The organism is Erythrobacter sp. (assembly GCF_035194505.1).
Taxonomy (GTDB): Bacteria; Pseudomonadota; Alphaproteobacteria; order Sphingomonadales; family Sphingomonadaceae; genus Erythrobacter.
Genome location: NZ_CP136573.1, coordinates 893,205 through 915,444, shown reverse-complemented (window position 1 = coordinate 915,444; position 22,240 = coordinate 893,205). Strand labels below are relative to the sequence as shown.

33 protein-coding genes are annotated in these 22,240 nt (G+C 65.3%); 29 read left to right on the top strand and 4 right to left on the bottom strand.

Annotation, left to right across the window (positions count from 1 at the left end; all coding sequences use genetic code 11):
* Position 1 precedes the first annotated feature (1 nt).
* From rplD to RSE14_RS04455, 29 genes are all read left to right on the top strand, one after another.
* On the top strand, positions 2-625 hold the full coding sequence (gene rplD / locus RSE14_RS04595; protein WP_324076061.1) for a 50S ribosomal protein L4: 624 nt from the start codon (positions 2-4) through the stop codon (positions 623-625).
* On the top strand, positions 618-926 hold the full coding sequence (locus tag RSE14_RS04590; RefSeq protein WP_324076060.1) for a 50S ribosomal protein L23: 309 nt from the start codon (positions 618-620) through the stop codon (positions 924-926). Before rplD ends, RSE14_RS04590 begins: the two co-directional genes overlap by 8 nt.
* Before the next feature lie 23 nt (positions 927-949).
* Positions 950-1,786, top strand: coding sequence for a 50S ribosomal protein L2 (rplB, locus tag RSE14_RS04585; RefSeq protein WP_324076059.1), 837 nt, complete (start codon positions 950-952; stop codon positions 1,784-1,786).
* Positions 1,787-1,792: 6 nt separating this feature from the next.
* Positions 1,793-2,068, top strand: a complete 276-nt coding sequence (gene rpsS / locus RSE14_RS04580) for a 30S ribosomal protein S19 (protein WP_036797018.1) — start codon at positions 1,793-1,795, stop codon at positions 2,066-2,068.
* Entirely contained in the window at positions 2,068-2,445 is a 378-nt protein-coding gene (gene rplV / locus RSE14_RS04575) for a 50S ribosomal protein L22 (RefSeq protein ID WP_069310550.1), read from the top strand. The genes rpsS and rplV overlap by 1 nt, the downstream gene beginning before the upstream one ends.
* Position 2,446: 1 nt before the next feature.
* Positions 2,447-3,142, top strand: coding sequence for a 30S ribosomal protein S3 (rpsC, locus tag RSE14_RS04570; protein ID WP_324076058.1), 696 nt, complete (start codon positions 2,447-2,449; stop codon positions 3,140-3,142).
* Between the two features lie 11 nt (positions 3,143-3,153).
* On the top strand, positions 3,154-3,588 hold the full coding sequence (gene rplP, locus RSE14_RS04565) for a 50S ribosomal protein L16 (protein ID WP_324076057.1): 435 nt from the start codon (positions 3,154-3,156) through the stop codon (positions 3,586-3,588).
* Complete coding sequence (gene rpmC, locus RSE14_RS04560; protein WP_324076056.1) at positions 3,588-3,800, top strand: 50S ribosomal protein L29; 213 nt, start codon at positions 3,588-3,590, stop codon at positions 3,798-3,800. Before rplP ends, rpmC begins: the two co-directional genes overlap by 1 nt.
* A gap of 12 nt (positions 3,801-3,812) precedes the next feature.
* Positions 3,813-4,103, top strand: coding sequence for a 30S ribosomal protein S17 (rpsQ, locus tag RSE14_RS04555; RefSeq protein ID WP_324076055.1), 291 nt, complete (start codon positions 3,813-3,815; stop codon positions 4,101-4,103).
* A gap of 75 nt (positions 4,104-4,178) precedes the next feature.
* Positions 4,179-4,547 carry a 50S ribosomal protein L14 gene (gene rplN / locus RSE14_RS04550; protein WP_324076054.1) on the top strand — a complete coding sequence of 123 codons (369 nt, stop codon included), beginning with the start codon at positions 4,179-4,181 and terminating at the stop codon, positions 4,545-4,547.
* Positions 4,547-4,867 carry a 50S ribosomal protein L24 gene (rplX, locus tag RSE14_RS04545; RefSeq protein ID WP_324076053.1) on the top strand — a complete coding sequence of 107 codons (321 nt, stop codon included), beginning with the start codon at positions 4,547-4,549 and terminating at the stop codon, positions 4,865-4,867. Before rplN ends, rplX begins: the two co-directional genes overlap by 1 nt.
* Positions 4,860-5,441 carry a 50S ribosomal protein L5 gene (gene rplE / locus RSE14_RS04540; protein WP_324076052.1) on the top strand — a complete coding sequence of 194 codons (582 nt, stop codon included), beginning with the start codon at positions 4,860-4,862 and terminating at the stop codon, positions 5,439-5,441. Before rplX ends, rplE begins: the two co-directional genes overlap by 8 nt.
* A gap of 44 nt (positions 5,442-5,485) precedes the next feature.
* Positions 5,486-5,791 carry a 30S ribosomal protein S14 gene (gene rpsN / locus RSE14_RS04535; protein ID WP_324076051.1) on the top strand — a complete coding sequence of 102 codons (306 nt, stop codon included), beginning with the start codon at positions 5,486-5,488 and terminating at the stop codon, positions 5,789-5,791.
* Between the two features lie 11 nt (positions 5,792-5,802).
* A complete protein-coding gene (gene rpsH / locus RSE14_RS04530; RefSeq protein WP_324076050.1) occupies positions 5,803-6,198 on the top strand; it encodes a 30S ribosomal protein S8 in 396 nt (131 codons plus the stop codon).
* Entirely contained in the window at positions 6,198-6,731 is a 534-nt protein-coding gene (rplF, locus tag RSE14_RS04525; protein ID WP_324076049.1) for a 50S ribosomal protein L6, read from the top strand. The genes rpsH and rplF overlap by 1 nt, the downstream gene beginning before the upstream one ends.
* Position 6,732: 1 nt before the next feature.
* A complete protein-coding gene (rplR, locus tag RSE14_RS04520; RefSeq protein WP_324076048.1) occupies positions 6,733-7,077 on the top strand; it encodes a 50S ribosomal protein L18 in 345 nt (114 codons plus the stop codon).
* Between the two features lie 2 nt (positions 7,078-7,079).
* A complete protein-coding gene (gene rpsE, locus RSE14_RS04515; protein WP_324076047.1) occupies positions 7,080-7,790 on the top strand; it encodes a 30S ribosomal protein S5 in 711 nt (236 codons plus the stop codon).
* Between the two features lie 6 nt (positions 7,791-7,796).
* A complete protein-coding gene (gene rpmD, locus RSE14_RS04510) occupies positions 7,797-7,973 on the top strand; it encodes a 50S ribosomal protein L30 (protein ID WP_324076046.1) in 177 nt (58 codons plus the stop codon).
* A gap of 72 nt (positions 7,974-8,045) precedes the next feature.
* The gene (rplO, locus tag RSE14_RS04505; RefSeq protein WP_324076045.1) at positions 8,046-8,579 is read left to right on the top strand and encodes a 50S ribosomal protein L15; all 534 of its coding nucleotides are present in this window, start codon (positions 8,046-8,048) and stop codon (positions 8,577-8,579) included.
* A 184-nt stretch (positions 8,580-8,763) separates the two neighbouring features.
* Complete coding sequence (gene secY, locus RSE14_RS04500; protein ID WP_324076044.1) at positions 8,764-10,128, top strand: preprotein translocase subunit SecY; 1,365 nt, start codon at positions 8,764-8,766, stop codon at positions 10,126-10,128.
* A gap of 107 nt (positions 10,129-10,235) precedes the next feature.
* Positions 10,236-10,883 carry an adenylate kinase gene (locus tag RSE14_RS04495; protein ID WP_324076043.1) on the top strand — a complete coding sequence of 216 codons (648 nt, stop codon included), beginning with the start codon at positions 10,236-10,238 and terminating at the stop codon, positions 10,881-10,883.
* 69 nt (positions 10,884-10,952) lie between these two features.
* On the top strand, positions 10,953-11,798 hold the full coding sequence (locus RSE14_RS04490) for an SRPBCC family protein (protein ID WP_324076042.1): 846 nt from the start codon (positions 10,953-10,955) through the stop codon (positions 11,796-11,798).
* A 298-nt stretch (positions 11,799-12,096) separates the two neighbouring features.
* Positions 12,097-12,465, top strand: a complete 369-nt coding sequence (rpsM, locus tag RSE14_RS04485) for a 30S ribosomal protein S13 (RefSeq protein WP_285709046.1) — start codon at positions 12,097-12,099, stop codon at positions 12,463-12,465.
* A gap of 58 nt (positions 12,466-12,523) precedes the next feature.
* Positions 12,524-12,913, top strand: coding sequence for a 30S ribosomal protein S11 (gene rpsK / locus RSE14_RS04480; RefSeq protein ID WP_017666383.1), 390 nt, complete (start codon positions 12,524-12,526; stop codon positions 12,911-12,913).
* A 128-nt stretch (positions 12,914-13,041) separates the two neighbouring features.
* The gene (locus RSE14_RS04475; protein WP_324076041.1) at positions 13,042-14,097 is read left to right on the top strand and encodes a DNA-directed RNA polymerase subunit alpha; all 1,056 of its coding nucleotides are present in this window, start codon (positions 13,042-13,044) and stop codon (positions 14,095-14,097) included.
* Between the two features lie 119 nt (positions 14,098-14,216).
* Positions 14,217-14,633, top strand: a complete 417-nt coding sequence (rplQ, locus tag RSE14_RS04470; RefSeq protein ID WP_324076040.1) for a 50S ribosomal protein L17 — start codon at positions 14,217-14,219, stop codon at positions 14,631-14,633.
* A gap of 90 nt (positions 14,634-14,723) precedes the next feature.
* Entirely contained in the window at positions 14,724-16,118 is a 1,395-nt protein-coding gene (locus RSE14_RS04465) for a serine hydrolase domain-containing protein (RefSeq protein ID WP_324076039.1), read from the top strand.
* A gap of 133 nt (positions 16,119-16,251) precedes the next feature.
* Complete coding sequence (locus RSE14_RS04460; RefSeq protein ID WP_324076038.1) at positions 16,252-16,806, top strand: hypothetical protein; 555 nt, start codon at positions 16,252-16,254, stop codon at positions 16,804-16,806.
* 186 nt (positions 16,807-16,992) lie between these two features.
* Complete coding sequence (locus RSE14_RS04455; RefSeq protein WP_324076037.1) at positions 16,993-17,811, top strand: hypothetical protein; 819 nt, start codon at positions 16,993-16,995, stop codon at positions 17,809-17,811.
* Here RSE14_RS04455 and RSE14_RS04450 read toward each other — a convergent pair.
* The 4 genes from RSE14_RS04450 to RSE14_RS04435 all read right to left on the bottom strand — a co-directional run bounded on the left by RSE14_RS04450 (position 17,808) and on the right by RSE14_RS04435 (position 22,232).
* On the bottom strand, positions 17,808-18,452 hold the full coding sequence (locus tag RSE14_RS04450) for a trimeric intracellular cation channel family protein (protein ID WP_324076036.1): 645 nt from the start codon (positions 18,450-18,452) through the stop codon (positions 17,808-17,810). The two genes, RSE14_RS04455 and RSE14_RS04450, sit on opposite strands and share 4 nt — an antisense overlap.
* A complete protein-coding gene (locus tag RSE14_RS04445; protein ID WP_324076035.1) occupies positions 18,449-19,150 on the bottom strand; it encodes a PepSY domain-containing protein in 702 nt (233 codons plus the stop codon). The genes RSE14_RS04450 and RSE14_RS04445 overlap by 4 nt, the downstream gene beginning before the upstream one ends.
* 127 nt (positions 19,151-19,277) lie before the next feature.
* A complete protein-coding gene (locus RSE14_RS04440) occupies positions 19,278-20,636 on the bottom strand; it encodes an amidase family protein (protein WP_324076034.1) in 1,359 nt (452 codons plus the stop codon).
* Between the two features lie 81 nt (positions 20,637-20,717).
* Positions 20,718-22,232, bottom strand: a complete 1,515-nt coding sequence (locus tag RSE14_RS04435) for a DUF4403 family protein (RefSeq protein WP_324076033.1) — start codon at positions 22,230-22,232, stop codon at positions 20,718-20,720.
* Between the last annotated feature and the right edge of the window lie 8 nt (positions 22,233-22,240).

Sequence of the window (22,240 nt, the reverse complement as noted above, 5' to 3'; positions counted from 1 at the left end):
CATGAAGATCAAGGTTCAGAAAATCGACGGGAAGGCGTCGGGCGATATCGAACTGTCGGATGACGTGTTCGGCATCGAGCCGCGCGCCGACATCCTGCACCGGGTCGTGACCTGGCAGCTCGAGAACCGCCGTGGCACCGCCCGCCCGACGCGTGAGCGTTCGGACGTGGCCCGCACCGGCAAGAAGTTCGGCAAGCAGAAGGGTGGTGGTACCGCCCGTCACGGTGACCGTGCGGCCCCGATCTTCATCGGCGGTGGTAAGGCTCACGGTGCGCGCAAGCGTGACTTCGAGCAGTCGCTCAACAAGAAGATCCGTGCCCTCGGCCTCAAGATGGCGCTTTCGAGCAAGGCCAAGGATGGTCTGGTCGTGGTCGACAGCCTTGAGCTGGCCGATGCCAAGACCAAGATCCTCAAGGGTCACCTCGCGAAGGCCGGTCTTTCGGGCAAGGTTCTGGTGATCGACGGCGAGCAGGTGGACGCGGGCTTCAAGAAGGCCGCCGGCAACCTGCGTGGCATCAACGTGCTGCCCGCCATCGGCGCCAACGTCTACGACATCCTCAACCACGACACGCTGGTCCTCACCAAGGCCGCCGTCGAAAAGCTGGAGGCGCGCTTCAATGGCTAAGAAGCAGACCGTCGATGCGCGTCATTACGACGTGATCCTCGCCCCCCACATCACCGAGAAGTCCACCCTCGCGTCCGAACAGAACGCAGTGGTCTTCAAGGTGGCCAAGGACGCCACCAAGCCGCAGATCAAGGAAGCGATCGAGGCGATTTACGACAAGAAGGTCGTCTCGGTGAACACTCTGGTCGTCAAGGGCAAGACCAAGCGCTGGAAGGGCAAGGCCTACCAGCGTTCCGATGTGAAGAAGGCCATTGTCACCCTCGCCGAGGGTGAAATGATCGACATCACCAGCGGTATCTGAGGCCAAGGGACAGGAAACGAACAATGGCACTCAAGAACTATAAGCCGACCAGTCCCGCGCGCCGCGGTCTGATCCTGGTCGACAAGTCGGCCCTGTACAAGGGCAAGCCGGTCAAGTCGCTTACCGAAGGCAAGCGCAAGACCGGTGGCCGCAACAACAAGGGCCATGTCACCTCGCGTGGCATCGCCGGTGGTCACAAGCAGAAGTACCGCTTCATCGACTTCAAGCGTCGCAAGTGGGACATGCCGGCCACCGTCGAGCGGCTCGAGTATGACCCGAACCGCACCGCCTTCATTGCGCTGGTGAAGTACGAGGACGGCGAGCAGGCCTACATCATCGCTCCGCAGCGTCTCGCTGTCGGTGATCAGGTCGTGGCCGGCGAAAAGGTCGACACCAAGCCGGGCAACGCGATGCTGCTGGGTCAGATGCCGGTCGGCACCATCTGCCACAACGTGGAGATGAAGCCGGGCAAGGGTGGCCAGATCGCTCGTTCGGCCGGCACCTATGTGCAGGTCGTCGGTCGTGACCGCGCCTTCGTCATCGTGCGTCTGAACTCGGGCGAACAGCGTTATCTGCGCGCTGATTGCATGGGCACGGTGGGTGCGGTGTCGAACCCCGACAACGCCAACCAGAACTTTGCCAAGGCCGGCCGCTCGCGCTGGATGGGCAAGCGTCCGCTGACCCGCGGCGTTGCGAAGAACCCGGTCGACCACCCGCACGGTGGTGGTGAAGGCCGCACCTCGGGTGGCCGCCATCCGGTGACCCCGTGGGGCAAGCCGACCAAGGGTGCCCGCACGCGCCACAACAAGCAGACGGACAAGATGATCATCCGTTCGCGTCACGCGAAGAAGAAGAGGTAAGAGACGATGGCACGTTCCGTCTGGAAAGGTCCGTTTGTCGAGCTGAGCCTGCTGAAGAAGGCAGAGGAAGCGCAAGAGGCATCGAACACCAAGCCGATCAAGACCTGGTCGCGGCGTTCGACGATCCTGCCGCAGTTCGTCGGGCTCACCTTCAACGTCTACAACGGGCACAAGTTCATTCCCGTTTCGGTTTCGGAAGAAATGGTCGGCCACAAGCTTGGTGAATTTGCGCCCACGCGCACCTTCCCCGGCCACGCTGCCGACAAGAAGGGCAAGCGCTAATGGGCAAGGCAAAGGCACCCCGCCGCGTGGGCGATAACGAGGCGCTGGCCGTCGGCACCACCATTCGTGGTTCGGCGCAGAAGCTCAATCTCGTTGCGGCCCTGATCCGTGGCAAGAAGGCCGAAGAGGCGATGAACATTCTCGCCTTCTCGAAGCGGGCAATGGCGCGCGATGCGAGCAAGGTGCTCGCTTCGGCGATCGCCAATGCCGAGAACAACCACAACCTCGACGTCGATGCGTTGATCGTGGCGGAAGCCTCGGTCGGCAAGTCGGTGACGATGAAGCGGTTCCACACCCGCGGTCGCGGCAAGTCGACCCGCATCCTCAAGCCGTTCAGCCGGCTGCGGATCGTGGTTCGCGAAGCAGAAGAGGCGTAAGATGGGCCAGAAGAGCAATCCGATCGGTCTGCGCCTGCAGATCAACCGCACCTGGGACAGCCGCTGGTACGCCGAAGGGCGTGACTATGCGGGCCTGCTCAAGGAAGACCTCGCGATCCGCAAGTACGTCATGGAAAACCTGCCCCAGGCAGCGATTTCCAAGGTCGTGATCGAGCGTCCGGCCAAGCTGTGCCGCGTGTCGATCTATGCCGCACGTCCGGGCGTGATCATCGGCAAGAAGGGCGCAGACATCGAAAAGCTGCGTTCCAAGCTTGCCAAGATGACCGCGAGCGAAGTGAAGCTGAACATCGTCGAGATCCGCAAGCCGGAAATCGACGCCAAGCTCGTCGCGCAGGGCATCGCTGACCAGCTGGTGCGCCGCGTGGCGTTCCGCCGGGCAATGAAGCGCGCCGTGCAGTCGGCTCTTCGTCTTGGCGCCGAAGGCATCAAGATCGTGTGCGGCGGCCGTCTCGGCGGGGCGGAAATCGCCCGCGTCGAATGGTACCGCGAAGGTCGCGTGCCGCTCCACACGCTGCGTGCGAACATCGATTACGCTGAAGCCGAGGCGCTCACCGCCTACGGGATCATCGGGATCAAGTGCTGGATCTTCAAGGGCGAGATCCTCGCTCACGATCCGACCGCGCAGGACCGCCTGATGATGGAAGCCCAGACTTCCGGCGTCCGTCCGGCTCGTTGAGGTAACAGACAATGTTGCAACCGAAGAAAACCAAGTTCCGCAAGGCCTTCAAGGGCCGGATCAAGGGCGACGCGAAGGGCGGCACCAGCCTCAACTTCGGCTCCTACGGCCTCAAGGCCCTGGAACCGGAGCGCATCACCGCCCGCCAGATCGAAGCGGCGCGTCGTGCCATCACCCGTCACATCAAGCGTCAGGGTCGTCTGTGGATCCGCGTCTTCCCCGATCTGCCGGTGTCGAAGAAGCCTGCCGAAGTCCGTCAGGGTAAGGGCAAGGGTTCGGTCGAATACTGGTCGGCGCGCGTGAAGCCGGGCCGCATCCTGTTCGAACTCGACGGCGTGGCCGGCCCGCTGGCTGCCGAAGCATTCGAGCGTGCAGCGATGAAGCTGCCGATCAAGACCAAGGTTGTCGCCCGTCTTGGCGACACCAGCCACCTGGGAGGCGAATAATGGCCGATTTCGCGGACCTTCGCACCAAGACCGATGATCAGCTGAACGCCGAGCTCACCGAGCTCAAGCGCGAGCAGTTCAACCTGCGGTTCCAGGCTGCGACCAACCAGCTCGAGGCTCCCTCGCGCATCCGTCAGGTGCGCCGGACCATCGCGCAGATCAAGACGCTGCAGAGCGAGCGTGCGGCCAAGGCCGCCGCCGCCAAGGCGTAAGGAGTAAGCACAATGCCCAAGCGCATCCTCGTCGGGACTGTGACCTCCGACAAGACCGACAAGACCGTGACCGTGAAGGTCGAACGCAAGGTGAAGCACCCGCTCTACGGGAAGATCATCCGTCGTTCGAAGAAGTATCACGCTCACGACGAGAACAACGAATACACCGTGGGCGACGTGGTGCGGATCGAAGAGACCCGTCCGATGTCGAAGACCAAGACCTGGATCGTCAAGGACCGGGTCGTGGCGGGCGGCGTGCAGGCGGTGGAAGCCGACCTCGACGTCGCGGCTGCGGGCAACTGAATTAGGCGTAAACGGAACTCCCGGGCCCCAGTCGGATTGGGCGTCCCGGAAAGCCAGTGAGAAGGAACCGGATCAATGATCCAGATGCAATCCAATCTCGACGTCGCGGACAACAGCGGCGCCAAGCGCGTCCAGTGCATCAAGGTGCTGGGCGGGTCGAAGCGTCGTACCGCGGGCGTCGGCGACGTGATCGTCGTCTCCATCAAGGAGGCGCAGCCGCGCGCGAAGGTCAAGAAGGGCGACGTTCACCGTGCGGTGATCGTGCGTACCCGCAAGGACGTTCGTCGTCCCGACGGCAGCGTTATCCGCTTCGACACCAATGCCGCCGTGCTGGTCAACAAGAACGAGGAGCCGATCGGCACCCGTATCTTTGGCCCGGTGGTGCGTGAACTGCGCTCGCGCGGCTTCATGAAGATCATCTCGCTCGCTCCGGAGGTGCTGTAATGGCTGCCGCGAAGATCAAGAAGGGTGACAGCGTTGTCGTGCTGTCGGGCAAGGACAAGGGCCGCACCGGTACGGTCGCCCAGGTTCTCCCGAAGGACAGCAAGGTCGTTGTCGAAGGCGTGAACATCGTCGCCCGTCACCGCAAGCCGAGCCAGCAGAACCCGCAGGGCGGCATCGACCGTTTCCCGGCGCCGATGCATGTCTCGAAGGTCGCGCTCGCCGATCCCAAGACCGGCAAGGCCACCCGCGTCCGTTTCGAAATCAAGGACGGCAAGAAGGTGCGCGTCGCCGTGAAGAGTGGGGAGACCATCGATGGCTGATTATACCCCCCGGATGAAGGCCAAGTACGAGGCCGAAATCGTCAAGGCGATGACCGAGAAGTTCGGTTACACGAACCGTCTCCAGGTCCCGAAGCTCGAAAAGATCACGCTCAACATGGGCGTGGGCGAAGCGAGCCAGGACAAGAAGAAGGTTCAGACCGCCGCCGAGGAAATGGCGCTGATCGCCGGCCAGAAGCCGGTCATCACCAAGGCCAAGAAGTCGATCGCCCAGTTCAAGCTGCGCGAAGGCATGCCGATCGGTTGCAAGGTGACCTTGCGCCGCGACCGCATGTTCGAATTCCTCGATCGTCTGGTGACCGTGGCTATGCCGCGCATCCGTGACTTCCGCGGGCTGAACGCCAAGTCGTTCGACGGCCGCGGCAATTACGCGATGGGGCTGAAGGAACAGATCGTGTTCCCGGAAATCAGCTACGACAAGATCGAGAAGGTGCGTGGGATGGACATCATCGTCACCACCACCGCCAAGACCGACGAAGAGGCGCGCGAACTGCTGCGTCTGTTCGGCTTCCCCTTTGCCGGCGAAGCCAAGGCTGAACAGAAGGAGGCGGCGTAAGCCGCCCTCCACATTGAGACACGAAGAGAAGAGAGCTTAAGTCCATGGCGAAACTGAGTTCGATCAACAAGAATGAGCGTCGCAAGAAGCTCGTCAAGCAGTACGCTGCGAAGTACGAGAAGCTGAAGGCGATCGCTGCCGACAAGTCGCTTGACGAGACGGAGCGCATGGTCGCCCGCCTCAAGATGGCGGAACTTCCGCGCAATGCGAACCCGACCCGGGTGCGCAACCGCTGCGCCACCACCGGCCGCCCGCGCGGCTATTACCGCAAGTTCGGCATCAACCGTATCGAACTGCGCGAACTCGGCAACAGCGGGATGATTCCCGGTCTTACCAAGTCGAGCTGGTGAGGATCAAGTAGATGGCTATGACCGACCCCCTGGGTGACATGCTCACCCGCATCCGCAACGGCCAGCGTGCGAAGAAGGACTCCGTCCTGACGCCCGCCAGCAACCTGCGTGCAAGCGTGCTCGAAGTGCTCCAGCGTGAAGGCTACATCCGTGGCTATTCCGAGGACAATTCGGGCAAGCACCCCGCGCTGCGGATCGAACTGAAGTATTTCGAAGGCGAACCCGCGATCAAGCACGTGGCCCGCGTCTCGAAGCCCGGCCGCCGGATCTATTCGGGCTCGAAGGAGCTCCCGACGATCCGCAACGGCCTTGGCATCACCATCGTCTCGACGCCCAAGGGCGTGCTCTCGGATGCCGAGGCACGTGCCAACAACGTCGGCGGCGAAGTGCTGGCGGAGGTGTTCTGATGAGCCGCATCGGCAAAAGGCCGGTGGCGATCCCTGGCGGGGTGACGGCCACCATCGACAATGGCACGCTGAGCGTGAAGGGCCCCAAGGGCACCCTGACGCTGGGTCTGTCCGACCTCATCGACTACAAGGTCGAAGAGGGCGAGATCCAGGTGAAGCCGGCCAATGACAGCAAGCAGGCACGCGCCTTCTGGGGCATGCAGCGCACGCTGGTGTCGAACCTCGTGCAAGGCGTCACCGACGGCTTCACCAAGGTCCTCGTCATCAAGGGCGTCGGTTACCGTGCCAACGCGCAGGGGACCAACCTCAAGCTGCAGCTTGGCTACAGCCACGATGTCGATCTTCCGGTCCCGGCCGGTCTCGAGGTGAAGACCCCGGACCAGACCACGATCGAGATCTCGGGCATCGACAAGCAGGCTGTGGGCCAGTTCGCCGCGGAAATCCGCCGCTGGCGCAAGCCCGAGCCTTACAAGGGCAAGGGTATCGCCTATCGCGGCGAGTTTATCTTCCGCAAGGAAGGGAAGAAGAAGTAACATGGCAAAGCTTTCCCTGTTCGAACGCCGCCGCCGCCGTGTCCGTACCGCTCTGCGTGAGCGCGCCGGTGGCAAGCCCCGTCTGTCGGTGCACCGCACCGGCCGTCACATCTACGCGCAGATCATCGACGATGCTGCCGGCCGCACTGTGGCCGCTGCCTCGACGCTCGGCGTCTCTGTCAGCGGCGCCAACGTCGCTGCTGCTGCCGAAGTCGGCAAGCAGATCGCCGAGGCCGCCAAGAAGGCTGGCGTGACGACTGTCGTGTTCGATCGCGGCGGGTTCCTGTTCCATGGCCGCGTCAAGGCGCTGGCCGATGCCGCCCGTGAAGGCGGGCTGGAGTTCTGATCATGGCTGACGAAAACACCATCGATACCGTCGACGTGGCGGGTGACACCGGCGGCGACGCCGGTGAAGCACAGGGTCGTCGCGGTCGTGGCCGTGGCGGCAACCGCGAAGGCGGCGAAGGCCGTGGTCGCGGTCGTGGCAACCGCGACGATCGTCGTGGCAAGCGCGAAGAGGAAGATGACGGCATCATCGAGAAGCTGGTGCACATCAACCGCGTCTCGAAGACCGTGAAGGGCGGCAAGCGCTTCGGCTTTGCAGCGCTGGTTGTGGTCGGCGACGGCCAGGGCCGCGTCGGCTTCGGCCACGGCAAGGCTCGCGAAGTGCCCGAAGCGATCACCAAGGCAACCGCCTCGGCCCGCAAGAAGATGATCCGCGTTCCGCTCAAGGAAGGCCGCACCCTGCACCATGACGGCAACGGCCGTTTCGGCGCCGGCAAGGTGACCGTCCGTTCGGCGCCCGCGGGGACCGGCATCATCGCCGGTGGTCCGATGCGCGCCGTGTTCGAGAGCCTCGGCGTTGCCGATGTGGTGACCAAGTCGGTCGGCACCTCGAACCCCTATAACATGATCCGCGCCACCTTTGACGCGCTGTCGGAGCAGACTTCGCCGAAGTCGGTTGCCCAGCGTCGCGGCAAGAAGGTTGCCGACCTCCTGGGTCGTGGCGGTGCCGGCGCAGCCGAGGCGGAAGCCGAAGCTGCGGCGATTGTGGAGTAATCCGACATGGCTACCATCAAGATCAAGCAGATCGGTTCGCCGATCCGTCGCCCGGAAAGCCAGCGCAAGATCCTCATCGGTCTTGGGCTGAACAAGATGCACAAGATCGTCGAGCGTCAGGACACCCCCGAGGTGCGCGGCGCGATCGCCAAGATCCCGCATCTGGTCCAGGTGATCGACTAAAGTCCGGCAAGCCCCGCTCCGGCGGGGCTTTCCATCTCTCAGCGCGACAAAAGCGAAAGCGAGTGCACACACATGAAACTGAATGACATCCGCGACAATGCCGGTGCCCGCAAGGGCCGCATCCGTGTCGGCCGTGGTATCGGCTCGGGCAAGGGCAAGACCTCGGCACGCGGCCAGAAGGGCCAGAAGGCCCGTTCGGGCGTTGCCATCAAGGGCTTCGAAGGCGGCCAGATGCCGCTGCACATGCGTCTCCCGAAGCGCGGCTTCAACAACCCCTTCGGCAAGGACTACGCCGAGGTGAACATCGGCATGATCCAGAAGTTCATCGACGCGGGCAAGCTCGACGCGAAGGCTACCATCACCGAGGAAGCCCTGCGTAACGCCGGCCTCGTGCGCGGCGGCAAGGACGGCGTGCGTCTGCTCGGCAAGGGTGCGATCACCGCCAAGGCGACCTTCGCTGTGACCGGCGCGACCAAGGGTGCCATCGCGGCTGTGGAAGCTGCCGGCGGCAAGGTCGAAGTCGCGCCTGCCGCGACCCCGGAGCACGAGAAGAAGCTCGCGCGCCGCGACGCCAACAAGGCCGCCAAGGCCGCAAACGCGAAGTAATCGACAAAAGGTCATGCGCGGGGGTTCGACAAGAGCCCCCGCGCTTCCTATTTAGGCTCTCGCGTGCCGGGCTGGCCCTTTCGAGAGGGTGAAAAGCTGCAAACGGCTGCGCTGGAGACGGTTCGGACAAGGCGGTGCCAGCAGGCATCGCGGCCGGGCCAAGAGCTAGGATCGACGAGACGACATGGCATCACGCGCCGACAATATCGCGAGCAACCTCAACCTCGGCAATTTTGCCAAGGCCACAGAGCTTCGCCAGCGCATCTGGTTCACGATCGGCGCGCTGATCGTCTTCCGTTTCCTGAGCTTCGTTCCGCTGCCGGGCGTCAATCCGCTGATCCTCAGCGAGCTCTATGACAGCACCCGTGGCGGCATCCTCGATCTGTTCAACACCTTCTCGGGCGGCAGCCTCGAGCGTATGAGCCTCATCGCGCTCGGCGTGATGCCCTACATCACCGCCTCGATCGTGGTGCAGATGGCCTCGGCCCTGCATCCGGCGCTGGCCGCAATGAAGAAGGAAGGCGCCTCCGGTCGCCAGAAGCTGAACCAGTACACCCGCTACGGCGCGGTGTTCCTGTGCGCGATCCAGGGCTATTTCCTCGCGGTCGGCCTCGAAAGTTTCGGCGCGCAGAGCGGGCTGCAGGCAGTGGTCGATCCGGGCTACATGTTCCGCATCGTATCGGTCATCAATCTCGTCGGCGGCACCATGTTCCTGCTGTGGCTGGGCGAGCAGATTACCAGCCGCGGCATCGGCAACGGCGTGTCGCTGATCATCATGGCCGGCATTGTCGCCCAGTTTCCGACCTTCGGGACCAACCTGTTCGAAGGCGGCCGCACCGGGGCGATCTCGCCGGTGGTTATCATCGGCTTCATCGCGATGGTGGTGGTGCTGATCCTGCTGATCTCCTTCATGGAGCGCGCCCAGCGCCGGCTGTTGATCCAGTATCCCAAGCGCGCGACGCAGAACGGCATGATGCAGGCGGACCGCTCGCACCTGCCGCTCAAGATCAACACCGCAGGCGTGATCCCGCCGATCTTTGCCAGCTCGCTGCTGCTCCTGCCGCTGACGATCTCGCAGTTCGCGGGCAACTCGGTCGATGCCGACAGCGGCTTTGGCGAGTTCATCGTCACGCTCAACCAGTATCTCGCCCACGGCCAGCCGCTCTACATGACGCTCTATGCCATCGGGATCATCTTCTTCTGCTTCTTCTACACCGCGGTTGTGTTCAACCCCGAGGAGACGGCGGACAATCTGAAGAAGAACGGCGGCTTCATCCCCGGCATCCGACCGGGCAAGCGCACCGCGGACTACCTCGAATATGTGCTCACGCGCATCACCGTGGTCGGCGCGGTCTATCTGACGCTGGTCTGCGTGCTGCCCGAATACATGATCGCCCAGACCGGTATTCCTCTGTTCCTCGGCGGCACCAGCCTGCTGATCGTGGTGAACGTCACTGTCGACACCATCACCCAGGTCCAGTCGCACCTGCTGGCACACCAGTATGGCGATCTGATCAAGAAGGCGAAGCTCAAGGGCCGACTGCGCTGAGATCGGACGCGAGTTTCGATACTTGACGCGAAGTCAGCCATGGTTGAACCCGCAAGTCACTATTCCAGCCACCGGCAACGATCGGCGGCGATAACGGGGGACGGTTCGTGAACATCATTCTTCTTGGCCCTCCCGGTGCCGGCAAGGGCACGCAGAGCGCCGGCCTGGTCGAACGGCATGGCATGCGTCAGCTTTCGACCGGCGACATGCTGCGCGCCGCCGTCAAGGCGGGGACCCCGGTGGGTCTCAAGGCCAAGGAAGTCATGGAGCGCGGCGAACTCGTCTCGGACGAGATCGTCTCCGACCTGATCGACGCCGAACTGGCGGCGATGGGCCCGGAAACCGGCGCGATCTTTGACGGCTATCCGCGCACTGCCGCGCAGGCAGATTCGCTCGATGCGATCCTTGCCAAGAACGGCCGCTCGCTCGACCACGTGATCGAACTCGAAGTGGACGAGGACGCCCTCGTCGCCCGCATCACCGGGCGCTATTCCTGCGCCAAGTGCGGCGCGCTCTATCACGACACCGCCAACCCGCCCTCGACCGAAGGCGTGTGCGACAGCTGCGGCAGCACCGAGTTCAAGCGTCGTCCCGACGACAACGAGGAAACCGTGCGCACCCGCATGCAGGAATACCGCGCCAAGACCGCGCCGATCCTGCCGGGCTATGAAGCGCGCGGGATCGTCTCGCGGATCGACGGGATGGCCGCGATCGATCAGGTCGCGGGCGAGATCGACGCCATTCTGCGCAGCTGATTGGCGGCAGGCGCTTTCGCGAGCGCCTGCTTTGTCCTAAGCCTCCGCGCCAAGAGGGAGGTTGCTGCCATGCCGAAGTTCCGTTTGCTCCACGCGCTTTCCGCGCTTGCTCTGGCGTCTGCCGTTCCGGCGGCCGCGGAGGTTACGGGCAGCAGCCCTGCCGGTTTCGTCTCGCGCCATGAGGTCGTGGTCTCGGCCAGCCCGAAGGAAGTGTGGCTCGCGCTGATCTCGCCGGCCACATGGTGGACATCGGACCACACGTGGTCGGGCGATGCGGCGAACCTGACGCTTACCCCGCAGGCGGGCGGGTGTTTCTGCGAGAAGATCCCCGAAGTCGACGAGCCCGGGCGCTTCACGCTCGAAGGCAGTGTCGAGCATATGCGGGTGGTCCAGGCCTATCCCGAACGCGCGCTGCGGATGGTCGGCGCGCTCGGCCCCTTGCAGAGCGAGCCGGTGACCGGTGTGCTCACCATCGTCATCAGCAAGATCCCCGAAGGCACGAAGATCGTGTGGGAGTATAATGTCGGCGGCGCGATGCGTTACGAAGTGCCGGTGATCGCCCGCGCGGTCGATGCGGTGAATGGGATCCAGCTTGCCGCGCTCGCCAAGCCGCTGGGCGTGGTCGAGATGCCCGAGCCGCCCGCACCTGCGGCCGAGGAGCCGGCGGTGGAAGAGGCGCCTGCCGAAGAAACGCCTGCGCCTGCGCCCGCGAAACCTGCTGCTGCACCTGCGAAACCCGCCGTCGCTCCGGCCGCCAAGCCCGCCACCGCGCCCCGGATCGAGCCGGCGCTTGCGCCCAAGCCCGCACCGGCACCTGCACCGGCTACGGCGCCCAAGCCTGCACCGAAACCGGCCCCCAAGCCCTCGGCGCTTGATGATGCCTTCAGCGATCTCAAGGATGATCCCTCGCGCTGATTGCGGGGTGGGGCAGGGCAGGGTAACGCGCCTGTCGCTGCTGCATTTTTCGGAGATAGCGCAGGCCACAAGCCTTGCGGTTGACGGGGCGGGCGAATCAGCCTATGCGCGCGGCTCATTCGACATGTTCGAAGTCAGTTCGGCAGGCATCGCCCTTGCGCGTGCCGACCGGACTTTTTGCCGTTTGCAGTCCAGCCACCGTGCGGATTGTCGGGGCATCGGGCACGAGAATGAATGAGCGTTGAGATAGGGGTGCGGCCAATCGGCTCGTAAATCCCTGTGGAGCATGGAGAAATAAGTGGCTCGTATTGCCGGGGTCAATATCCCCACCAACAAGCGCGTGATCATCGCGCTCACCTATATTCACGGGATCGGTCGCACGACCGCCGTCCAGATCGCTGACAAGCTCGGCATCGCGCATACCGCGCGCGTGCAGGACCTCTCGGACGAGGAAATCCTGCGCATCCGCGAAACCATCGACGCCGATTTCACCGTGGAAGGCGACCTGCGTCGCAACACCGCGATGAACATCAAGCGCCTGATGGACCTGCGTGCCTATCGCGGCCTGCGTCACCGTAGCGGTCTGCCCGTTCGCGGCCAGCGCACTCACACCAACGCCCGCACCCGCAAGGGCAAGGCCAAGCCCATCGCGGGCAAGAAGAAGTAAGCTGAAGGGCTCAGGCCCACAGGCTTTTTCCTTCTGACGAGCTAGAGGAATATAGAAAATGGCACGCGAACCTGGCCGTATCCGGCGTCGTGACAAGAAGAACATCACCAGCGGCGTTGCGCACATCAACGCCAGCTTCAACAACACCATGATCACCATCACCGATGCGCAGGGCAATGCGATCAGCTGGTCCAGCGCGGGCATGATGGGCTTCAAGGGCAGCCGCAAGTCGACCCCGTATGCTGCGCAGGTCGCAGCCGACGATGCCGGCAAGAAGGCCGCCGAACATGGCGTGCGCACGCTTGAAGTCGAAGTGAAGGGCCCGGGTTCGGGCCGCGAGAGCGCGCTGCGCGGTCTCGCCGCTGTCGGCTTCAACATCACCTCGATCCGCGACGTGACCCCGATCCCGCACAACGGTGTCCGTCCGTCGAAGCGTCGCCGCGTCTGATCTGTCGGGATGGCGGCGGCAAATCGTGCCGTCGCCGCCCGATCGGGCCAGAAGCCGCGCCGCCTCGCAGAGCTTCCGGCCCATCTGGAATTTGAACCGCCCGTCAAAGGGCGAATTAGGGGAAATCCATGTCCGTCAACACGAAGAACTGGCAGGAACTCAAGAAACCCAACTCCCTGGAAATCAAGGATGGCGGCGATCGCTCGCGCAAGGCGACCTTCGTTGCCGAACCGCTCGAGCGGGGCTTCGGCCTGACGCTCGGAAACGCGCTGCGCCGGGTGCTGCTTTCGAGCCTTCAGGGCGCTGCAATTACCTCGATCAAGATCGAGAACGTGCTGCATGAATTCTCCTCGCTCGCCGGCGTCCGCGAGGATGTCACCGATATCGTCCTCAACGTGAAGCAGATCGCGCTGAAGATGGAAGGCGAAGGCCCCAAGCGGCTCCAGCTCTCGGCCACTGGCCCGGGTGCGGTGCGCGCTGGCGACATTGCCGTCACCGGCGATATCGAAGTGATGAACAAGGATCTGGTGATCTGCCAGCTCGACGAAGGCGCCACGCTCAACATGGAGCTGACCGCCGACACGGGCAAGGGCTACTCGCCCGCCGTGCAGAACCGTCCGGTGGACGCGCCGATCGGGCTGATCCCGGTCGACTCGCTCTACTCGCCGGTCCGTCAGGTGAGCTACAAGGTCGAGAACGCCCGCGTCGGGCAGGAGCTCGACTACGACAAGCTCTCGCTGACCGTCGAAACCGATGGCACTGTCACCCCTGAAGACGCCGTGGCCTATGCCGCGCGCATCCTGCAGGACCAGCTGACCCTGTTCGTCCACTTCGAAGACGGCATTCCGCAGCCGCAGAGCGCGATGATCGGTCACGCTGTGCAGCCGCAAGAAAGCGACGCAAACCAGCTCAACCGCTACCTCCTCAAGAAGGTGGACGAGCTGGAACTCTCGGTGCGTTCGGCCAACTGCCTCAAGAACGACAACATCATCTACATCGGCGATCTGGTCCAGAAGACCGAAGCCGAGATGCTGCGCACGCCGAACTTCGGCCGCAAGTCGCTCAATGAAATCAAGGAAGTGCTCTCGAGCATGGGCCTGCGCCTCGGGATGGACATCCCGGGCTGGCCGCCCGAGAACATCGAAGAGATGGCCAAGAAGCTCGAACAGGAACTTCTCGGCTGATGAATTGGGGAGCCCTCGCGAAAGCGAGGGCTTACCACGAGGGCAAAGGTTCGGGGCCCTGATCCGAACCAGCTACGGGCTACCTGACACGGGCCCATAACGAACGAAGGAAGATTACAATGCGTCATGGTATTTCGGGCCGCAAGCTTGGCCGCAAGACCGGCCACCGCCACGCCCTGCTGCGCAACCTCGCAGCCGCTCTGATCAAGCACGAGCAGATCACCACCACCCTTCCCAAGGCGAAGGAACTGCGTCCCTACGTCGAGAAGCTGATCACGCTCGCGAAGCGTGGCGGCCTGTCGAACCGTCGTCTCGCCATGAGCCGTCTGGGTGACGAAGCCCAGCTCAAGAAGCTGTTTGACGCGCTGGCCACCCGCTACGCCGATCGTGACGGCGGCTACACCCGCGTGCTGCGCGCCGGCATCCGTCCCTCGGACGCGGTGCAGATGGCGATCATCGAACTGGTTGACCGCGACGAAGCGGCCAAGGGTCAGGATTCGGGTCCGGTGGCCACGGAAGAATACGAAGACGCGTAAGCCGCGCCCTTCGACAAAGGCATGAACAGGGCCGCCCGGAGCAATCCGGCGGCCCTTTTCTTTTGTCTCGTGCGGGCTAGGGTGCGCGCCATGATCCGCACCATGCTAGCCGGAGCCGCGCTGCTCCTCGCCGCCCTTCCTGTCGCCGCACAAAACCCGCAGGCCGCGCTTCAGGCGCGCCATGATCGCGCGCTCGCGGCGGGCTACAAGGCGCTCATGCTGTGCAGCGGGATGGCCATTGCCGAGCGCAACGGTGCTGCCCGCAAGCCTGAAAGCGTCGCGGCGTGGGAGCTGAGCGGCATCCAGGCGCCGCACGATGCGCTGATCGGCGCGCTGCCCTTTTCCATCAAGCGCCGCCCGAGTGGCCAGATCAGCCACGTTTCGGTGACCTGGGCCGATGACATGCCCGCGCGCGTTGCAGGCTATTTCGGGCCGGACACCGGCTGCGCCCTGCTGCCCATTGGTGCCGATCCTGAGGTGAGCAACGTGGGCTCGCGGATGCGCCCTGCTGCGGCGCCCAACCCGCCCGGTCTTCCGCTGCTGAGCAATGATGCAGGCCTGTCGGCCCGGCTCGCTGCACCCTTTGCCCGCGCTTTCGAAGGCGGCTTCGGCCAAGGCACCCGCACCACCGCCACGCTGGTGCTGACAGGCGATACCCTCGCCGAACGCTATGCCCCCGGCTTCAATGCCCGTACTCCGCAGCGCACCTGGTCGGTCGCCAAGTCGATCGCCGCGACGCTGATCGGCGCGGCGGTGCAGGAAGGGGAGGCGAATGTCGATGAACCCATCGGCCTCAATTACTGGCGCAGCGGAGGAGGCAGCGATCCGCGCAATGCCATCACCCTCGATCACGCCCTGCGCATGGCCACCGGGCGCTATTCCGACACGCCGGGCAACCGCACCGACCCGCTCTATTTCGGCGGATCGAGCGTCGACGAGACCGCGATCAACTGGCCGGTGCTGCACAAGCCGGGGACCGTGTTCCGCTATGCCAACAACGACACGCTGCTGGCCGTGAAGGCGATCGATAACTGGCTGAGCTTCTATCCGCCGCATGAATTCTTCGCGAAGCTCGGGATGCACCACACCGTGGCCGAGACCGACAGCCGGGGCGGCTATATCCTCTCCTCGCAGGTCTGGACCACCGCGCGCGATCTGGCGCGCTTTGGCCAGCTCTATCTCGAAGACGGCAAGCTTGCCTCGGGCGAGCGCGTGCTGCCCGAAGGCTGGCGCGACTATGTCAGCCGGCCTTCAGGTCCGCAGCCCACCACCGGCACCTTCGGCTATGGTGCGGGCTTCTGGCTGATGAACAAGGAGCCAGGCGTGCCGGCCGATGCCTTCTCGGCCAACGGCAATCGCGGGCAATATGTCGTCATCATCCCATCGCGCCAGGTGGTGATCGTGCGGCGCGGCGAGGATCCGCCGGGCGCGGGCTTCGATATTGGCGCCTTCACCCGCGAGGTGCTGGCTGCGCTGGACAACTAGGAGCGTTCACAAAAGACGCCCTCAACATGAACAGCGCCTGACACTCCAATTCAGCTTCGCCTCACCGCGAATCGCGCATTTCTTGCCTGTCACCGGCGCAATCACGCATCGGTGCCAAGCGAGGATAAGACTGATGACGACCACCCCCACGAGACTGGCGCGGACCACGCTCGGCACGCTCGCTGCCGTCACGATGGCCGTCGCCACCGCTACCCCTGCCATGGCCGACGACCATCGCTTCCGCGACCGTGATCGCGGTGTCAGCGCGGGCGAGGTGATCGCAGGCGCTGTCGTGATCGGCGGGATTGCCGCACTGGCCGGCGCCTTTGATGGCGACCGCGACCGCGACCGCTGGGACCGCGGTGACCGCTGGGACCGCGACGGTTGGGACCGCGGGGGCTGGGATCGTGGCGGCTTCAATGGCGGTGCGCGCGGGGCAGTCGAACGCTGCGTGCGGGCAGCCGAGAACCAGGCGCGTCGCTTTGGCGGCTACCGCTTTGCCGACGTGATCGACGTGCGCGACGTTGACCGCCGCCGCTTCGGCTTCCGCATCGAGGGCCGGATCGAAGTTGGTGATGGTGGCGGACGCTGGGGTGGACGCGGGCTTGACCGCGGGCGCTTCACCTGCCGCCTCGACGGACGCGGCGCGCCGCTGGTCAATTTCGACGGGATCCGCGGCCTTCGCTGAGTGATCTTTCCGGCTCGTACCCCCCCCCCTCCTTTTTCACCCAAGTGCGAGCCTGCACTGGCCGCCCCGCCTTTCACCATGAAGGCGGGGCGGTTCACGTTCAGCCGCGCGTAAGCCTGGCGCGGTTAATCCCTCTGCCATCAGGGCGTTTGGTGGGCGCTCGTCTTGATCAGGGAGAGAGCATTGATGGCTCCGAATATCCGTGCGCTGGCGCTGGCCGGCGCGATTGCCACCACTCTTGTTGCTGTGCCCGCTTCTGCCGCGCCGCTAGCTCCGGCTGCTTTGGCTGCACCCACGGCTGCTTTCGATCACAGCCGCTTCGATCCGGCCAGCAATGTCGCCGACTGGCGCTGTCGTGGCTGGCGCTGCCGTGGCTGGCGCGGGCGAGGCTGGCGGCGTGACCGGGTCGATGCGGGCGACGTGTTGCTCGGCGCGGCGATCATCGGCGGGATTGCCGCGATTGCCAGCTCCAACAACCGCCGCGCGCGCGACCGCGATGTGGTCGTGGTCGAACGCGACCGCGACTGGCGCGATGACAGCCGCCGCCTTGATGATCGCGCCACGCCGCGCCGCAGCACGGGCGCGGGCGGGCTCGACAGCGCGGTCGACCAGTGCCTCACCCGGATCGAGCGCGATGTGCGGGTCGACACGGTCGACAATGTCGAGCGCAATGGTTCGGGCTGGGCGGTGAGCGGGACGCTGTTCAACGGATCGCCCTTCGCCTGCCGGATCGGCAATGACGGGCGGATTGCGGATATAGACTATGCCGGCAGCGGCAATTGGGGCGGGGCGAGCCTTGATCCCGCAGCCCCGCGTGCCGACGGGCAGTGGAGCGATGATCGCTATGCCGCCGCGCGTCTGGCGGCAGGCGGCATTGGTCAGCCGTCTGCGCCGGTCGCTACGCAGGATGCCGCGCAGAATTCCGGGCGCTCGCCTTCCTATCCCGGCGGCCCGATCCCGGGCGAGGTGATCCCCGATACCATCGGCGGCGATATCGGGGGCTAGTTGGTCCGGGCCTCGCCCGAATAGCTCGGCAGGCCCCATTCCCAGCGGATCGCGGCGGTGCGCAGGGCAAAGCCGCAAGCGAAGGCGAGGCTCCATGCGGCAGCCTCGCCCAGCCCCAGATGGGGCGCCGCGACCATGCCCGCAACAGTCAGCGCCGAAGTCAGCGCGGCGGGGGTGACATAAAGCTCGGGGCTCATGATGATCGAGGGGCGGCCCGCGACCACATCGCGGATGATCCCGCCGACGCAACCGGTGATCACACCCATCAGCGCGGCGGGGACGGGCGGGACGCCGTAAGCCAGCGCCTTGGCGCTGCCGAGCACGGCATAGGCGGCCAGCCCCGCGCCATCGGCATAGGCAAAGCCCTTGCCCTCCCACCAGCGCACGGGCGTGAACCACGCGATCAGCGCGGTGGCGAGGCAGACGGCGGCAACCCAGGGATCGTCGATCCAGAACACCGGCGCATCGATCAGCAGATCGCGGATGGTGCCGCCGCCGACCCCTGTCACCAGCGCGAAGAAGGCCATGGTGACGAAGGTCTGCCTGAGCCGCGCCGCCAGCACCGCGCCCGACAGCGCGAAAAGGGCGATGCCCGCCAGATCGAGCAGGTCGAGGATCGGGGTCAGGACAATCGGCGTCATGCCGCGCGGCCTGTAACCCGTGCCTTGCGGCGGCGGAACATCAGCACGCAGCCGATCAGCGCGCCCACCAGCGAGATGGCTGCGAAGATGATCAGCACCGGGTGGCTGGTATCCTCGCGCTCGGAAAGGTCCATGATGTGCAGGCCCCAGGCGAGGTCGAAGGCCCGCCACCAGCGGGTGCGCACCGCCTCGATCCGGCCGGTGTCGCGCCCGACATAGACATTGGTGCCGTCCTCCAGCGCAACCTGCCAGGTGGCAAGCGGGCGGCGGAAATCGAAGGGGGCGTTCTCGGCGGAAAACTGCGTGACCTTCGCCACCTTGTCCCCGCCGACGATTGCGCGGGCGACCAGCGCGCGGGCCGCTGCGGCATCGAGCGGGGGCAGGGGCGCTCCGGTGGCGAAATCGACCCGCCGCACGCTGCCGTCCAATGCGGTGAGGATCGCCACGGCGCGGCCCTGCTGCATCGTGACGTGCATCTCTTCGAGGTTCGCCCCGGCACCGGCCAGTGTGCTGCCGGGGATCGCCAGCGCCTGCTGCTCGGGAACCTCGCGCCGCAGATGATCGCCGCGCACCTGCTCGATCGGGCGGGCGACCATGAAGAGCCCTGTCGCGAGCCACATGGCAATCGGAACGCCGACCAGCCAGCCGAGCCAGATGTGCCACTTGGCGAGGGTTCGCATCGAGAGAAGGGGCTTCATTTCACTTACTCGTCATTGCAAGGAACCCCGCAGGGGGTGACGCGGCAATCCATGAACGAAGCGCCGCACAATCGGGCCGGTCAGGTGATGGATTGCTTCGCCGTTGGCTCGCAATGACGAAATGAACCTAGCGGTGCAAGATGTTCCCGATGCTCTCTGCCGCTGCGATGCAATCGAGATCGGCCCAGCGCGGCCCGATCACCTGCATCCCGCAGGGGAGCTGGCTGCCGAGATAGTCCGCGCTGCCGATAGGAAGCACCGTCGCAGGCAGGTTGGGGAAGGTCGCGATCCCCGCATAGACCAGCCCGCTGCCGCCCGGCACCTCCTCGCCGTTGATGGCGAGCGCCCCGCGGAACACTGCCTTGTCGGCATGCGGCACGGCCAGCACCGGCGCAGGTGGGACGAGCACGAAGTCATAGGTCTCGAACAGGGCTTCCCACTGGGCGATGCAAGCTGCCTGCGTGTTCATCAGCGCAAACCAGTCCGTCGCGGTCGCGCGCTTGCCATCGGGCGCAGGCGCGCCGCCCGACATGACGATGTTCATCATCTTGAGGTAGCTGCGGTGATAGAGCGCCTGATCGGGGAGCAGGTCGCTTGAGTGGTCGATCTTTACGCCCGCGCGCTCCAATGCAGCATAGGCGGCCTCGGTCGGCACGCGCACGCTATCGTCCAGCGGCCCGCCGGGCAGCTCGGTCAGCGCGAGGATGCGGCAATTCTTCAGCGGCTTGGCCCGGCGGCGCAGCGGCACCTCGGCCCCGGCGATGGTCAGCGCGGCAAGATCGGCGGCGTTGCGCGCCAGCGGCCCGGCGATGCTGAGCGGCCCGTCGGCAGCGGCGATGAAGCCCTCGCGCCGCGAGATGGCGGGGCTCTCATGCCCGTGTTTGGGGATGAGGCCCCAGGTCGTCTTGTGGCCCCATACCCCACAGAAATGGGCCGGAACGCGCACCGAGCCGCCGATGTCGGTGCCATAGTCGCAGGGCACCATCCCGCTCGCCACCGCCGCCGCGCTGCCGCCGGAGGAGCCGCCGGGCGAGCGCTCGGGATCATGCGGATTCATGGTGCGGCCATAGACCGGGTTGAAGCTCTGCCAATCGGTGAGATCGACCGGCACGTTGGTCTTGCCGATGATCACCGCGCCCGCCGCCTTCAATCGCCGCACCAGCAACGCATCGCGCGGGGCAATCTTGTCCTTGTGTTCCGGGTGGCCGAAGGTGGTGGGAAGCCCGGCGACGTCGAAGCTTTCCTTGATCGTCATCGGCACGCCGAACAGCGGCTGATCCTCGCGCGGCCCGGCGGCATCGAGCGCGCGGGCTTCGGCATAGGCGGCCTCGAAATTGGGGACGGCGAGGGCATCGATGCTGGCGTCGTCATGTTCGAGCCGCACAATCGCCGCGTCCACCGCCTCGGCGACGCTGAGCCGCCCTTCGCGGATCGCCGCCGCCGTGGCGAGCGCGCCCGGCTCATTGGTGAGCTGCGGATATGCCATGCGATTATTCCCCTCTTTCCCTCAGCGCCGATGCTAGCCTGCACCGCGCGCTGCCGGAAGCCCCCTGCCGCGATTTCCGGCTCAATCCAGCTTGCGCAGGCTCGCGGTGATGCGGGCGGTGACATCGACGGGGAGGTAGAGGCCTGCGCCATGGGCGCGGATGACGCCGGTTTCGACCGCTTCGATGGTGATCGCATAGTCGGTCAGCCGGCCTTTGCGGGCGGCCAGCGCGCGATCGATCTTGCCGCGCAGCTTGGCAAAATCGTTCTCGAAATTCTGTGCCAGCGCCCCGGTGATCGTGTCCTGAAGCTCGGGCGAATTGGCGAGCGCAAACAGGAAGGCCTCGCCGGTGATATCGGTCGCACCGCTGACCTTCACATCCACAAACCGCACTTCGCGCGAACCGGCGGTGTTGACGGGCTGGGCGGTGAGCCAGATCTGCCCCCTGGCGCTGGTGATCAGCGGCAGATCCGAGGTCGCGGCAAACCGCCCGCCGACCGCGATGCGCCCGTCGCTCGTGCCATAGACCTCGATATCCTCGAAGCTTGCGGTGACGGTGCCGTAATCCTTGATCGCGAAAGGCCGCGCGGCGCGCTTGGCGAGGGCCTTGGCGATCACGGGTTCGAGCACGGCATATTCGGCTACCACCGGAATATGCAGGACTGATTGGGGCGCGTCCTTGGCGCGGCGGGCCAGCGCGGGGAGCGGGCCGGGGGTGACGGGATCGGGCTTTGCGCCAAGGAAGGTTTCGGCCTGCGCATCGAGCCCCAAGCGCAGGGTCAGGCTGCGGCCTGTCACATCATAGCCGCCAAAGCGGAAGCGCTGCGGGGTGAGGCGGCCCCAAGCGGGCGGGTTCTCGCGGTTGAGATTGAACACCTGATGCGCCTCGCGCCAGCCTGCCGCCGCCGCGCTCTTGACCGGCAGGCGCGCCAGTTCGCGGGCGATGATCTGCTCGATTGCGCGCGTGACCGGGCGCAGCTCGCGGTCAGCCTCGTCGGTAAAGGTGATCCGCCGCCCGAGAAAGTCGATCCCCGGCGCGCGGGTCCAGCGGTAATCGAGCCGGGTGGTGCCGGCGAGCCGCCAGTCGGGGGTGAGATCGAGCCTGAGCGAGAGCGCCGCCTCGGCCGCGCCGGTGCCGGTCTCGCCCTTGAGCACGCCCGCGATATCGCGCGCCGCCAGCGTGCCGCGCACCGGCAGGGTCACGCTCAAGGCCTGTCCGCGCCCTGTCAGCCGCAGACGCCCGCGCGTCACCCTGCCGACAATCCGGCATTTGATGGTCGGCGATTTGACCTCGAACAGCGCCAGATCGACCGTCTTCGAGGGCACGCATTCGCTCTCGGGCTGATCGATCTGCCACAATTCGCGCGGCAGCTCGCGTTCGAGCGTCGCTTCGAGATCGGCCAGATCGACCTTGAGATCGACCGCGATGCTCGATGCCTGCTGCGGGATGATGATCGGATCGCTGGCGCGCGGCGGAGCGGCAGAAGCATCGGCAGCCGCCTTGCTGCAGCCTGGCAGCAGGGCGAGGGCGGTCGCCAGGAACGGAGCCAGGAGCGAGGCGAACCCGCTCCTCAGCCTTGCCCCTGCGCCCTCCACGCCCCGCA